At 70.7% G+C, this 13004-nt stretch carries 11 protein-coding genes; 3 read left to right on the forward strand and 8 right to left on the reverse strand.

What is annotated here, in order from left to right; translation table 11 throughout:
• Positions 1 to 114: 114 nt before the first annotated feature.
• Entirely contained in the window at positions 115 to 1227 is a 1113-nt protein-coding gene (locus MJ607_RS11780; RefSeq protein ID WP_243075794.1) for an AI-2E family transporter, read from the reverse strand.
• A gap of 71 nt (positions 1228 to 1298) precedes the next feature.
• Between MJ607_RS11780 and MJ607_RS11785 the strand changes: the two genes are divergently transcribed.
• Complete coding sequence (locus tag MJ607_RS11785) at positions 1299 to 2132, forward strand: mechanosensitive ion channel family protein (protein ID WP_243075795.1); 834 nt, start codon at positions 1299 to 1301, stop codon at positions 2130 to 2132.
• 1 nt (position 2133) lies between these two features.
• Here the strand turns inward: MJ607_RS11785 and MJ607_RS11790 are convergent, their stop codons facing one another.
• The 3 genes from MJ607_RS11790 to MJ607_RS11800 are packed head-to-tail and all read right to left on the reverse strand — an operon-like array spanning position 2134 to position 5241.
• A complete protein-coding gene (locus MJ607_RS11790; protein ID WP_243075796.1) occupies positions 2134 to 3420 on the reverse strand; it encodes an ion channel protein in 1287 nt (428 codons plus the stop codon).
• 58 nt (positions 3421 to 3478) lie between these two features.
• Positions 3479 to 4513, reverse strand: coding sequence for a hypothetical protein (locus MJ607_RS11795; RefSeq protein WP_243075797.1), 1035 nt, complete (start codon positions 4511 to 4513; stop codon positions 3479 to 3481).
• Positions 4510 to 5241: a potassium channel family protein gene (locus tag MJ607_RS11800; protein WP_243075798.1), complete on the reverse strand. Its 732-nt coding sequence runs from the start codon at positions 5239 to 5241 to the stop codon at positions 4510 to 4512. The genes MJ607_RS11795 and MJ607_RS11800 overlap by 4 nt, the downstream gene beginning before the upstream one ends.
• A 131-nt stretch (positions 5242 to 5372) precedes the next feature.
• On the opposite strand from MJ607_RS11800, the gene MJ607_RS11805 reads away from it, so the two are divergent.
• Positions 5373 to 6791 carry a DUF2252 domain-containing protein gene (locus MJ607_RS11805; protein WP_243075799.1) on the forward strand — a complete coding sequence of 473 codons (1419 nt, stop codon included), beginning with the start codon at positions 5373 to 5375 and terminating at the stop codon, positions 6789 to 6791.
• Here the strand turns inward: MJ607_RS11805 and MJ607_RS11810 are convergent.
• Positions 6788 to 7207, reverse strand: a complete 420-nt coding sequence (locus MJ607_RS11810; RefSeq protein ID WP_243075800.1) for an MmcQ/YjbR family DNA-binding protein — start codon at positions 7205 to 7207, stop codon at positions 6788 to 6790. The genes MJ607_RS11805 and MJ607_RS11810 overlap by 4 nt on opposite strands.
• A 162-nt stretch (positions 7208 to 7369) precedes the next feature.
• On the opposite strand from MJ607_RS11810, the gene MJ607_RS11815 reads away from it, so the two are divergent.
• Positions 7370 to 10711, forward strand: coding sequence for a DUF5979 domain-containing protein (locus MJ607_RS11815; RefSeq protein ID WP_243075801.1), 3342 nt, complete (start codon positions 7370 to 7372; stop codon positions 10709 to 10711).
• 81 nt (positions 10712 to 10792) lie between these two features.
• Here MJ607_RS11815 and MJ607_RS11820 read toward each other — a convergent pair whose 3' ends face one another.
• From MJ607_RS11820 to MJ607_RS11830, 3 genes are all read right to left on the reverse strand, one after another.
• Positions 10793 to 11296 carry a heat shock protein transcriptional repressor HspR gene (locus tag MJ607_RS11820; protein ID WP_243075802.1) on the reverse strand — a complete coding sequence of 168 codons (504 nt, stop codon included), beginning with the start codon at positions 11294 to 11296 and terminating at the stop codon, positions 10793 to 10795.
• Between the two features lie 108 nt (positions 11297 to 11404).
• Complete coding sequence (locus MJ607_RS11825; protein WP_243075803.1) at positions 11405 to 12400, reverse strand: DnaJ C-terminal domain-containing protein; 996 nt, start codon at positions 12398 to 12400, stop codon at positions 11405 to 11407.
• A gap of 18 nt (positions 12401 to 12418) precedes the next feature.
• Complete coding sequence (locus MJ607_RS11830; RefSeq protein ID WP_243075804.1) at positions 12419 to 13003, reverse strand: nucleotide exchange factor GrpE; 585 nt, start codon at positions 13001 to 13003, stop codon at positions 12419 to 12421.
• Position 13004 lies beyond the last annotated feature (1 nt).

The raw sequence follows: 13004 nt of genomic DNA on the forward strand, positions 1-13004 counted from the left end.
CCCGAAGCAACCGCGCCGCGCGGCATCCCTCCCACGCCTTCCAGGACGATTGCACCGCATTCGGACGTCTCGCGCGCATCCATCCGAATGCGGTGGAATCGTCCGAAGAAAGAATCAGTCCGCGGGCTCTGGAGGCTTGCCGTCGCGCAGCGGCGCAGCGTCGTGATCGCCCGACAGCCATCGCAGCCACACCGCGCGCGGATCACTCTCGAGGATGAGCGCGCGCACGAGGAGCGTCAGCGGGATCGAGAGGATCGCGCCGAGCGGCCCGATGACGAAGGTCCAGAAGATGACCGAGAAGAAGCTCAGGGTGAGGCTCAGGGCCACCGCGTCGCTCACGAACTTGGGCTGCACGAGCACCTGCAGCGTCACGTTGACGACGCAGTAGATCGCGACGACCGCGAGCATGAGGGGCCAGCCTCCGACGACGAGGGCCAGCAGCGCGGGCGGGATGAGCCCCAGGACGAAGCCGATGTTCGGGACGAAGTTGGTCACGAACGCGAGGATCGCCCAGACCGCCGGCGCCGGAACGCCGAGCGCCCACAGGGCCAGCCCGTCGATGATCGCGACGATCGCGCCGAAGGTCGCGTTCACGACGTAGTACCGCCGGACGCCCGAGTTGTAGACCTGGAACCGGCGCACCGTGGGGCGGATCTGCCGACCGAAGGATGCCTCGGCCCGCGCATAGCGCGACCCGTCCGCCGCCATGAAGATGACGTATGCGAGGACGAAGAAGAACGCCGTGAGCACCCCGAGGACGGTGCCCCCGAGCGACGTCGCGAACGACAGGATCGTCTGGGGCTGGAGGAGGGATGCCCCGGCGTCGGCGGCCCCGGACTCCACGCCGAGCGACTGGAGCAGACCCAGCAGGTTCTGCGCCGCCGCCCGCAGCTCGTCCTGGTAGTCCCCGACGAGCCGCGCGAACTGCACGCCTGCGAAGAAGAGCAGCGCCGCCATGATGCCGAGGATGAGGTACCCCACGACGATGACGGCCGTCGTCGCGGCCCACCGCGGCCAGCCACGGCGCTCGAGCGGGAAGCGGACGGGGTGGCAGATGATGACGATGACGGCACCGAGCACGAGCGGGCCCACCCATTCGCGCGCGTAGGACAGTCCTGCGAGCACGATGACCGCCGCCGCGAGGCCCAGCAGGATCCGCAGCATCGGCGGGAGGACGGGAGCCGCGGGCGCCGGCACGGGCGTGGCGGACGGGCGCGAGTGCTTCACGCGCGCAAGGCTAGCCGCGCGTTGCGGCGAGGCACCGGGGGCGCGCCCGGCCGCGTCGCTATCGTGAGCGCGTGGATCTGAGTCAGGTGCTTCCGACCTCCGTCGAGTGGTGGCAGGTGCTGCTCGCCGTGGTCGTCGTCATCGCCGGCTGGATCCTCTCCCGCGTCGCACGCAAGGCGACGATCGTCCTCCTTCGGCGCGCTCCGAGCGTCTCGGAGCTCGTGACGACCTTCATCGCGCGCTTCGTGTCCTACGCGATCGTGCTGCTGTCGGTCGCCGTCGCGCTCGCGGTGCTCGGCGTCAACATGCAGCCGCTCCTCGCGATCGCGGTAGTGCTCGCGGTCGTCGCGGTGCTCGTGCTGCGCGGGGTCGCCGACAACTTCGCGGCGGGGGTCGTGATCCAGGCGAGCCGTCCCCTCGTACTCGGCGACGAGCTCCAGGTCGAGGGGGTCGACGGGACGCCGACGATCGGCGTCGTGACCGACCTCAACTCGCGCACGGTCGTGCTCGAGACCTACGACGGCCGCACCATCCACGTCCCCAACGCGAAGATGGTCCAGGAGCCCATCGTCAACCACTCGACGGCGGGCCTGCGCCGAAGTGAAGTGCAGGTGCGGGCGGAGCGCGGCGGCGGTGAGGCGGAGGAGCTTCTCGCGCTCATCGCCGAGGCAGCGGCATCCGTCCCCGGCGTCGATCAGACCAAGCCGGCCTTCACGGCAGCCGTCTCGATCTCGCCCGAGCGCCTCACGGCGCGGGTCCTGTACTGGCACGCACCGACCGTCGGCCTCACCGTGACGGCAGCCGTCGTGCGCGCCGTGACGTCGGCCCTCGTCGCCGCGGGGGTCGACAGCACCGTGACGAGCGATCCCGGACTGCCGCCGCTCGTGCCGTCCGACAGCGTCTGAGCTAGGGCTTCGCCGCCGAAACCGACTTCGGCTCGCTCGGGTGCACGACGAGCTCGGGCGCCTTGGTCACGATGAGCCAGACCGGAAGGATGATGATGCAGAGCAGCGGGATCACCGTGACGTCGCCGCACAGCGCGACCCCGACGAAGATCGCGATCCAGCCGTCCTTCGTCGCTGCGAGGGTGATTCCGAGGACGCCGCACGCGACGGCGAGCGAGATCGGCATGCCGGGGACGAGTGAGTAGGCGAGCAGCCCGAACGCCGTGCCGATGAAGACGGCGGGGAAGATGCGCCCTCCGCGGAAGCCCGCGCTCGCCGCGATGAGGAGCGCCACGATCTTGACCGCCGTGAACAGCGCCAGCTGCTGCGGTGTGTACGCGTCGGGGTTCTCGAGGAGCTCGCCCGTCTGCTGCAGCCCCTTGAAGAGGGTGATGGGACCGCCGATGATGCCGAGCACGCCCAGGATCATGCCGCCGAGCGTCGTGAAGATGATCGGATTGCGCAGCGCGTGGAAGAGGCGGTGGATGTGCGGGAACACGAACGCGGCGAGGACTCCGAGCAGTGCCGAGACCCCCGCGACGAGCACGCCCTGCCACAGGAAGCTCCACTGGTAGTCCCCGATGGGTTCGAGGGTGAACCCGATCGACTGGCCGCCGATGAGCATCATCGTGACCGAGCCGGCGCCCGCCGCAGCGAGGGGAAGGAACAGCTTGTCCCACAGCGAACCCGGCATCGCCATGGCGCCGACCATGCCCGTGAAGACGAGCGCCGCGGCCACCGGCGTGCCGAAGAGGGCGCCGATCGTGCCCGACACGGCGAGCATGACCAGCAGAGCGGGCGGGACCTTGGTCGAGAGCCGGCCGAACACGGCGACCGCGAGAGCCGAGTTCACGGCGATCGTGGGATTCTCGGGGCCGAGACTCACGCCGCCCGCGAGCCCGAGGATCGACACCGCGAGGATCGTCGGCACGGCGTGGAGCTTGGGCGGCGTCCCGCCGAGCTCGGTCGTCGCCGAGTCGGGACCGCCATGGCCGGGCACGAGCCACACGATGGCGCCGACGGCGGCACCTGTGAGGGTCAGCGCGAGGAAGATCCACCACGGCGTGCTCTGGGTCGCGCCGAACAGGCCGGGCAGGTAGTCCCAGAGGAAATGCATGAGCTCGTCCGACACGAGGTCGAGCAGCCGCAGCACGACGGCGGAGCCGACGCCGATGAGCACGGCGGGGACCGACATCAGCAGCAGCGTGCGGATGCCGGGGCTCGCGGGACTGGCGGTCGCGTTCGTCATGCCTTCTCCTTCGTGATTCCGCCCCCATCCTGCCGGACGCCGTGCAGGCGCGGCATCCTCACTCCTGCGGACGCAGGTCTTCCTGCAGGGCCGCGGCGCTGCGGATGAAGAGGATGATCCACGTGAAGACGAGGGTCCCGGCGACCAGCTCGACGGCCGTCAGGGTGTAGTAGCCGATCGCGTAGAAGACGCCGAGCGCGACCACGACGGCGAGGAAGACCCAGCCGAGGTAGACGAAGAAGCGCGACATCCCGGTAATCCAGACCGGCAGCCGGACGACGAGGACTCCGTAGACGACAGCCATGCCGGACGCGAAGGCGGTGTGGATCCAGAACCAGTCGTCGACGGGGAAGACGCCCACGAACGCGAGGAACACGCCCACGAGGATGAGCGACAGGCGCACGCGCGCGACGCCCTTCGGATGATCCGTCGGGATGCCGGCGGTCGCGGCCCGCGCGAGCGTCGTCACCAGGACGCCCGCGACGATGAGCGTGAGGTTGAAGGCGAGCGACGAGACGTCGCCTGTCACGCCGAGCGAGCTCAGGTGCTCCTGCCACCACAGCGGATCCGAGGCCGTCAGCATGCTCGCGACGATGCCCTCGACGAGGAACGTCGCGAGGATCACGGCGAGCAGCTGCAGGTCGATGTGGGTCCCCGAGAAGAACGCGACGTACCCCGTGACGGCGGCGACCGCGCCGGAGAGCAGGATGACGGGGATCGCGAAGACCTCGGCGCCGATGAAGGCCTGCTCGAAGATGACCGAGACGAGGGTCCAGCTCAGCAGCGCGATGACGGCGTGGGCGAACGAGAGTGCCACGAGGTCGACGATGTCCAGGATGCCGGGCCGCACGCCGCCCGCGAGCATGCGCCCGCCGGCGAAGGCGACGACCGCGACGAGCGCCGAGGTGACGGCGGCGAACTGCCCGACCGAGTTCGGTCCCGCGATCGGCGCGGGCTGGAAGCGGAAGGCGATGACGGCGACGAGCGCGACGACGATGAACGAGGCGACGCCGACCGCGAGGGCGATCGACTCGAGCGTGCGCTCGCTCGGCGCGGCCGCCCGCGCGCCGGCGACCGGAGATGCGGTGGTCATGAGTTCTTCTCCCCCTGTGCGAGCAGCTGCTTGAGCTCGTCGACCTGCTGGATGAGGCCGCGGACCTGACCGCGTGTGGCGGCCTCGTCGTCGTCGCGACCCTGCGCCGCCTTCTCGATGACCCACGACGACACCGTCGCCGTCACGGTGCCGACGATCGCGATGCCGCCCGCCATGAGCCCGACCGCCCACATCCGCCCGATCGTCGTGATGGGGTAGTAGTCGCCGTAGCCGACGGTCGCGACCGTCACGAACGCCCACCAGATCGAGTCTCCGAAGGTCTCGATGTTGGCGCCCGGCGCGCGGCGCTCGACATCGAGCACCGCGAGCGAGCACAGGTAGATGACCAGGAGCGACGCGCCGGCGCCGTAGATCGCGATGCGGCTGCGCAGCACCGTGCCGGCGGTCTGCTTGCCGAACGTCATGGCCGTCAGCACCCGCAGCAGCCGCAGCGCGCGGAGCATCGGGATCACGACGATCGCGAGGTCGAGCAGATGAGTCCGGAACCACGCGGCGCGGGGGCGCCCGAGCGTGAGCCGGACGAGGTAGTCGACGACGAACGCGGCGTAGGTGAGCGCGATGACGGTCCACAGGACGACGGCGCTCGGGCCGTGGACGTCCGCGATGACCTTCCACGAATAGGCGACGAGCCACAGCATCGACGCGACGATGAGCGGCCAGTGGGTCAGCGACTCCCACCGGGTCATCGTCAGCCGCGAGCGAGCCATGGGTGCACTCTAGAGGCGACCGCGCGGCCGCCGACGGTGCATCGCCGGGGCGTCACCCGAGCCGAATGACCGGAGCCGGGCCCGGCTCGGAGCCCATCGCCGTCCGCGCGGGCCGGTGGCATGATGTGCGCATGACCGAGGCCAACTACATCTCCGCGCTCGAGTGGAGCCGCCCATCCACCGTCGCGGAACGGCTGGCCGAAGGCAAAGCCGCCCGAGAGGCGGCGCCGCGAAGCGGACTCGCGCACTTGACGACCACAGACCGCGACCCCCTCAGCATCCTCGAGGCGCAGAACGCGACGCGCATGCAGGAGCTCGTGCCCCTGCGCGTCGAGCGCATGTCGGCGAGTCCCTTCGCCTTCTATCGCGGCACTGCGGCCATCCAGGCCGCCGATCTCGCGGCCGACCCGCACAGCGGAATCCTGGTCGCGTCCTGCGGCGACGCGCACGTGTCGAACTTCGGGTTCTTCGCCTCACCGCAGCGCACCCTGATGTTCGATCTGAACGACTTCGACGAAGCGGCCTTCGCCCCGTGGGAATGGGATCTCAAGCGCCTCGTGACGAGCGTCGTGATCGCGGGGCAGGCCACCTCGCGCGACGACGACGTCGTCCAGACCGCCGCGCTCGCCGCCGTGCGGACATATGCCCGCGCGATGGCGGCGAACGCGGACCGCAGCAGCGTCCAGCGCTTCTTCGAGCACTTCGACGCCGAGTCCGGGCTGAAGGCCATGGACTCGGAGTCTCAGCGGACGATGCGCGCCGCCATCAAGGAGGCCGAGAAGCGGACCGGAGAGCGGGCGGCGCGCAAGCTCACGACGCTCAGCGAGGATGGACGGCTGCTCTTCGTCGAACGCCCGCCGACCATGACGCACACGACGCCCGAGATCGAGGGGCGTCTGCACGACAACATGCTCAAGTACCTGGAGTCTGCGAACGTCGATGTGCGCCTCGTGCTGCGCCAGTACGTGCTCTCCGACATCGCGATGCGGGTCGTGGGTGTCGGCAGTGTGGGGACGCTGTGCACACTCATCCTTCTTCAGGACGGCGATGCGAACGCGCTGATCCTGCAGGGCAAGCAGGCCGGGCGAAGCGTCCTCGAGGAGTACGGCGGCATCGAACAACCACCGGCGGTGGCCGAGTTCGTCGCAGAGCAGGGCGAGGGAGGGCGCGTCGTCGCCCTCCAGCGCATCCTCCAGGCCGTGTCGGATCCGTTCCTGGGCCACCTCAAGGCATTCGCCGGCGACTTCTACGTGCGGCAGTTCAACGACATGAAGGGCGGCATCGAGATGAATGAGCTCGAGGACACGCCCTTCCGGCAGTACGCAGAGTCCTGTGCCACCGTCCTCGCGCGCGCCCACTCCCAGTCACCGCACGCAGCGCAGGTTGCGGGCTACATCGGCAACGGGCGCATCGTCGGGGAGGCGATCCTCGAGTGGGCGTACGCCTACGCCGATCTCTCGCGGGCCGATTACGACGCGTTCGTCGCGGCACATGCCAAACCCCATCCCGCGACCGTCGCGACGCAGGCGGCGGCCAAGGCGCTCGGCTAACCCTCTCGCGGCGGGTGCGCCGCGAGCCACTCCTGCGCGACGCGCTTCGGCGCGCGGAGGAGCCAGGCATCCGTCACGACCTCGCGCAGCAGATCCTGGTCGATCGCGTCCAGCCGGACGAGCACGGCGGGGTAGCCGTCGAAGTGCGGGATCGTGAAGAACTCGGCGGGGAAGGTCTCGAGCAGCGCCTGCTTGCCGTCGAGCCCATCGGTACGCACGCCGACGACCGGCCCGTCCGGCCAGGTACGGCCGAGCGCCGCGAGGGCCGCCACATCGGTCTTGCTCGGCCCGCGCTCCCAGACGAAGAGCCCAGCACGCGTGCGCCAGGCCGCACCGCCGCGATGACCGTCCACCACCTCCGCAGCCTCGGGAAGGGCGAGCGCGATCGTCCGCACGTCCTCGAGCGTCGCTGCCATGAAGCCATGGTCGCGGCATCCGCCGGCTCGCGCCACCGCATGACCCGTGGCAGGCCCGCCGAGAAAGGGCGGCCAGGCCGCCGGCGGAAACGGCGCCTGTAGGGTACTGAACGAGCCGGCATCCTGATTCCTGCGTCCTGTGCCGGCGGGAGGAGCGACCGAATGCCCCACCTCGAGAACCCGGTCCGTCGCCTTGTCGCCGGGCTGACGGCCGCTGTGCTCGCCACGACAGGACTCGTCGTTGCCACGACGATCGAGCCCGCTCCAGCCGCGGCAGCCTTTCCCGAGACGGTCAACCCCTTCTCGCTCGGCGGCGGGTTCACGATCTACGCGCGCGAGGATGCGCTGCTGAAGAACCAGGAGACCGAGGGGAGCATCGCGGCGGGCGGCTCGGCCACCTTCGCACCCAGTGGCGCGAGCCAGTACGCGATCATCCACGTCGTCGCGGGCACGGGCGACTACGACCTCCCCGTCGTCGACGGCGACCCCACGCGTCTGCTCGTGGGCAGCTACAGCCCCGCGAGCACAGGCATCCTCGAGATCACGAGCGCAGGCACGACAGAGCCCTCGCTCCTCGGCGCCCTCAAGATGGTCGAGCGCGACGGGCCCTGGAGGGCGTTCGAGCGGTCCGACTGGCTGCGCCTCAACACGAACCCCGCGAACGTCGATCAGACCCCCCTCATCGACTCGACGCATCAGCAGTACCCCGCGGATTCCACTCCCCCCGCCGGCGCGGCAGGCAACGGCAGCATCTACACCGCCGACACGTCGCCGACCGCCGTCGCGGACTATGTCGAGGCGAACGCCGATGCGTCCTGGGAAGAGGCGCAGAGCTGTCTCGACGACATCGCCGACCCGATCGGGGGCATCGGATACCCCGTCGAGGTCGCGGAGGATGCGGGTGACCGCGTCGTGCTCGCGCCGCTCAGCGAGGACCAGCCGAACATCGTCGACTACGCCGACATCGCCGGAGCCGCGCTCATCCAGTTCTCGCAGGGCCCCGCGCCGGGCGTCTCGAACCCGCTCGTGATCCGCGTCGCCCCGGGCACGACCGAAGTCATCGGGGCGCGGGCCGACCCGCAGGGCGCCTACTCTCCGTACATGCTGTGGGACCTCTCGCAGCTCACCGGCGACGTGACCGTCACGGCGGCCCAGGCCCGCATCGACGGGTCGATCTACGCGCCCAACGCCTCGGTGACCGTCGACGCCGCGCCGCTCGACGGCCAGATCATCGGGCAGGACGTCACGCTGCTCGGCGGCGAGGCGCACTCGTTCCTCTTCGCGGGCGAGGTCCCCTGCGTCGCCGACAGCGGCACCTTCGAGATCAGCAAGGAGCTGGCGGGCATCGACGCCGACGACCTGCCGCCGGGGACCACGTTCACGGTCAACTACGTCGCGCGCGATCCCGAAGGCGCCGTGATCTCGACGGGCTCCCTCGAGGTGCCCGCGAACGGGACGCCCGTCCCGGCGGACGAGCAGTTCCCGCTCGGCACCACGGTGGAGTTCGAAGAGATCGTCCCCGAGGACATCCCCGGCTGGGAGTGGGGGGATGCCTCCGTCAGCCCCGACCCTCTCACGATCGGCGCGGGGGTCGCAGAGGTCGTCCTGACCAATACCGCCACCGAGCAGACGGGCACCTTCAGCATCGCCAAGTCGATCGTCGACCTCTCCGGCGGCGAGGCGGGTCCGCCTTCGGCCGCGAGCGTGCCGGTCGATTGGATCGCGCGCTTCGGCGGCGAGCAGATCGCAGCCGGCACGCTTGTCCTGCCGTTCGACGGCACCGTCGTCGAGGCAGGAGAGGACTTCCCTCTCGGCACGCGCATCGACCTCACGGAGGACCTTACGGGCATCGACCCGCCGGACGGGTACGAATGGGAGGGTGCGCACTGGTCTCCCGGGCGCACGTTCGTCATCACCGGCACGGGCACGGTCGAGGTCGAGCTGAACAACGCGGTCGCACCCGTGGAGGACGACCGCACCATCACGATCGTGAAGTCCGCGACCGCCGAGGCCTCGGATCCTTCGTTCGCGTACACCGTGAGCTACAACACCGATCCGCCGGGCTCGCGCACGACGCGGGCACTCCCGGTGGGAGACCCGCAGCTTCTCGACGACCTCGAGTCGGGTGCCGACATCCTCGAACTCGCCGAACTCCTCCCCACCCTCGACGGCACGCCCGTCGACCCGGCGGACTGGGCGGTCCCGGTCATCCGCGTCACGGCCGAGGACGGGACGGTGACGGAGTACCGGCCGGAGCACTTCGAAGGCGCAGGACCGATCGAGACGGCGATCGTCGAGATCCCCCTGCCCGAGACGGGCGATCTCGGGATCGAGGTCGTCAATGCGCTGCGCGAAGGCACGTTCACCGTGTCGAAGTCGTTCGCCGGCATTCTGGACGGCTCTGCCATCGTCGAGGGCCTCGTGTACACGGTCGGCTGGACCGCGACGCTGCCGACCGGCGATGTCGAGCGCGGGACCATCCGCGTGCCCGGCGACGGAACACCCGTGGGTCCCCTCGACGCCGAGGGGACGGCGCGCACCTTCCCGTTCGGCACGGTCATCGACCTCGCCGAGCTGCCCGCACCTGCCCTCCGCGGCGTGTCCTGGCTCGCCCCGGCGTTCGTCCCCGGCCAGCTCGTCATCGGCGAGGGTGCGGAGGCGACGGTGAACTCGACGCTCACGAACAACCCGCTGCAGATCATGGGCACCTTCCAGGTGACCAAGAGCATCGTGGGCATCGATGCCGACGACCTGCTCGCCGACTCGTTCACGGTCGACTACGTCGCCTACGTGCCCGGCGCGGAGAACCAGGCGGGCAGCTTCGCCCTGCCCGCCGACGGGACCCCGGCAGGACCCCTCGATGAGGCGGGCGACCCGCTCGAGTTCCCCATCGGCACGATCGTCGACCTCGCCGAGGCCGAGCCGGACGCCTCCATGCTGCCGCCGGGTTACGAATGGGCCGAGACGGTGTGGAGCCCATCGAGCGCCGTCGTCATCGGCTTCGGCGAGACGCCCGTCCTCGAGGTCACCAACACGGCGGTCGAGCTGACCCGCTGGTCGGTCGTCAAGACGGTGCGGGGGGATGGCGCATCCGCACTCCCCGCCGGCACGACGTTCCCCATGGACTGGTGGTGGGACGGCGAAGCGCAGACGCGCATCGACCTCGTCCCGAATGTCGCGGTCGTCTCGCCGTACTTCCCCGTGGGATCGATCCTCGAGGTGCGCGAAGGCGAGCTCCCGAGCGTTCCCGGAGTGGATTGGGGCACACCGGTGTGGTCCGCGAACGGCGAAGTGCTCACACCGGATGAGGACGGACGCGTCGTCCTGCCTGTCTCGGTGACGGGTGAGAACGACCCCGCCCAGCTCGCGCTCGACAACACGGCGTCGGCGCGCCCGCTCCCCGCGACGGGCGGGGGCGGCATCCCGCCGCTCGTGCCGCTCGGAGCGCTCGCGATGGTCCTCGTCGGAATCGCCCTCGTGATCTCGCGCGCACGGAGGGCGTGAGCCGGGACGGGATTCGGGCGGGCGCGGGTCCGGCACGGCCGCGATCCGGATCGGATCCCGGCGGGCCCGGCCCGTGGGTCGTCAGCGACCCTCGTCGTCCGCCTCGGCGTCGGCTGCGGCATCCGTCGTGCCCGGCTCCACCGTGCTCTGCTCGATCCGCTGGCGCGGCTGCCACAGCACGACCTCCGTCGCACGGCGCAGGCGCGTGCCGTGGCGCAGCGTGACGACGGCTCCCGTCGCGCCGGCGGCGAAGACGCGCGCGCCGGGACGGCGGTCGAGCTCGCCGCGCACGCGCTCCTCGAGGTCGCGGACGCGCAGGTGCAGCTCGCGCACGCGGTCCTCGAGCTCGACGATGCGGGCGATCGCGGGCAGGCTCATGCCGTCGGCCGACATGCGCGCGACCTCGCGCAGCTGCTGCACGTGGCGCAGGGAGTAGCGGCGGGATCCGCCCTGCGTGCGCGCGGGGACGACGAGCCCGACGCGGTCGTACTGGCGCAGGGTCTGCGGGTGCATGCCCGAGAGCTCCGCCGCGACGGCGATCGCGAAGATGGGGGCGTCCTCGTCGAACTGCTGCTGCTCAGCCATCCAACCCACCTCTCGCCGCTGCCTGCCGGAACACGAGGTTCGGCGAGCGCAGGCGGCCCATGCCGCCCGCCATCTCGCCGAACCTCCTGATCTCGCGCACGATGGTTCCTAGCCGCGCGCCTTCGTCATGAGGTCGGCGCGCGGGTTCTCCTTGGGCTCGAGGGCGTGGAACCGCTCGAGTGCCTCGCGGGCCGCGTCGTCGAGGTGCGAAGGCACCGCGACCTGGACCTCGGCGAGCAGGTCGCCCGTGCCCTTGGCCGTCTCGACGCCGCGCCCCTTGACGCGCAGGACGCGCCCCGACGGCGTGCCGGGGGCGACCCGCAGGCGGACGGGATCGCCGCCGAGCGTCGGCACCTCGATCGTCGCGCCGAGCGCGGCCTCGGTGAAGGTCACCGGCACTGTGACGCGCAGGTTGAGCCCCTCGCGGGAGAAGACCGGGTGCGGCCGCACCGCGACCGCGACCACGACATCGCCCGCCTCCCCGCCGTCGGGTGAGGGGCGGCCGCGGCCGCGCAGGCGGATCTTCTGGCCGTCCGAGACGCCGGCGGGGATCTTGACCTTGAACGGCTTGCCGTCCTCGCCCTGCAGCGTGATGGTCTCGCCGCGCGTCGCCGTCAGGAAGTCGATCGTCGTGCGCGCCGTGACGTCCGAGCCGCGCGTCGGACCGCCGTAGCCGCGGAAGCCGCCGCTCGGCTGGCCGAAGCGCCCCGAGCCGAAGGTGCCGCCCTGCTGCTGGTTGAACATCTGGAAGATGTCCTCGAAGTCGCCCGGCTGCGCACGTCCGCCGCGGCCGCCCTGGCCGAACATCGAGAAGACGTCCTCGAAGCCGCCCGCGCCCTGGCCGCTCGCCGTGAAGCGCGCACCCCCCGCGCCCATCGCGCGGATCTGGTCGTACTCCTTGCGCTGCTCGGCGTCGGAGAGCACCGAGTAGGCCTCGCTGATCTCCTTGAACTTCGCCTCGGCGGCCGCATCCCCCTGGTTCGAATCAGGGTGATGCGTGCGCGCCAGTTTGCGGTACGTCTTCTTCAGGTCGGCGTCACTGACGTCCTTCGAGACTCCGAGGACCTTGTAGAAGTCCTTGTCCAACCAGTCCTGACTGGCCATGCGTGCTCCTCTCGGGCGTCACTCCGCCGGGACGGCGACGACGACCTTCGCGGGTCGCAGCTCGACCGAGCCGAGGCGGTAGCCCACCTCGACGACCTCGAGCACCGTCGGCACCTCGACGCCCGGGGTGGGGGCCTGGAAGATCGCCTCGTGCTGCTGCGGGTCGAAGACCTCGCCCGCCTCGCCGTAGGCGGTCACACCCAGGCGCTCGGCGACGGCGCGCACCTTCTCGCCGATCTGCGCGAAGGGCGAGCCCTCCACGAGATCGCCGTGCCTGGCGGCGCGGTCGAGGTCGTCGAGCACGGGGAGCAGGCCCTTGACGGCCTCGCCCTTCGCGCGCTGCACCTCGATCTCGCGCTGCTCCTCGGTGCGCCGGCGGTAGTTGGCGTACTCGGCCTGCAGGCGCTTGAGGTCGTTCAGCAGCGCCGACTCGAGGTCGGCGAGCACGGCGTCCTCGGCCGCGGCATCCGCGTTCTGAGCCGAGCCGAGGATGTCGTCGACCGTCAGCTCTTCACCCTGGTCCTCCTGCGGGTCGGACCCGGAAGCCTGCGCTTCCGGGTCCTCGCCACCGGGGACCTCGTTCTCGAAGTCCTTGTTCGCCATG

Source organism: Microbacterium sp. SS28 (assembly GCF_022761035.1).
GTDB lineage: Bacteria > Actinomycetota > Actinomycetes > Actinomycetales > Microbacteriaceae > Microbacterium.

Coding starts and splice junctions, on each gene's coding strand:
- MJ607_RS11790 (WP_243075796.1), bottom strand. CDS start 3,420: ATGACGAACGCGACCGCCAGTCCCGCGAGCCCCGGCATCCGCACGCTG.
- MJ607_RS11795 (WP_243075797.1), bottom strand. CDS start 4,513: ATGACCACCGCATCTCCGGTCGCCGGCGCGCGGGCGGCCGCGCCGAGC.
- MJ607_RS11800 (WP_243075798.1), bottom strand. CDS start 5,241: ATGGCTCGCTCGCGGCTGACGATGACCCGGTGGGAGTCGCTGACCCAC.
- MJ607_RS11805 (WP_243075799.1), top strand. CDS start 5,373: ATGACCGAGGCCAACTACATCTCCGCGCTCGAGTGGAGCCGCCCATCC.
- MJ607_RS11810 (WP_243075800.1), bottom strand. CDS start 7,207: ATGGCAGCGACGCTCGAGGACGTGCGGACGATCGCGCTCGCCCTTCCC.
- MJ607_RS11815 (WP_243075801.1), top strand. CDS start 7,370: ATGCCCCACCTCGAGAACCCGGTCCGTCGCCTTGTCGCCGGGCTGACG.
- MJ607_RS11820 (WP_243075802.1), bottom strand. CDS start 11,296: ATGGCTGAGCAGCAGCAGTTCGACGAGGACGCCCCCATCTTCGCGATC.
- MJ607_RS11825 (WP_243075803.1), bottom strand. CDS start 12,400: ATGGCCAGTCAGGACTGGTTGGACAAGGACTTCTACAAGGTCCTCGGA.
- MJ607_RS11830 (WP_243075804.1), bottom strand. CDS start 13,003: ATGGCGAACAAGGACTTCGAGAACGAGGTCCCCGGTGGCGAGGACCCG.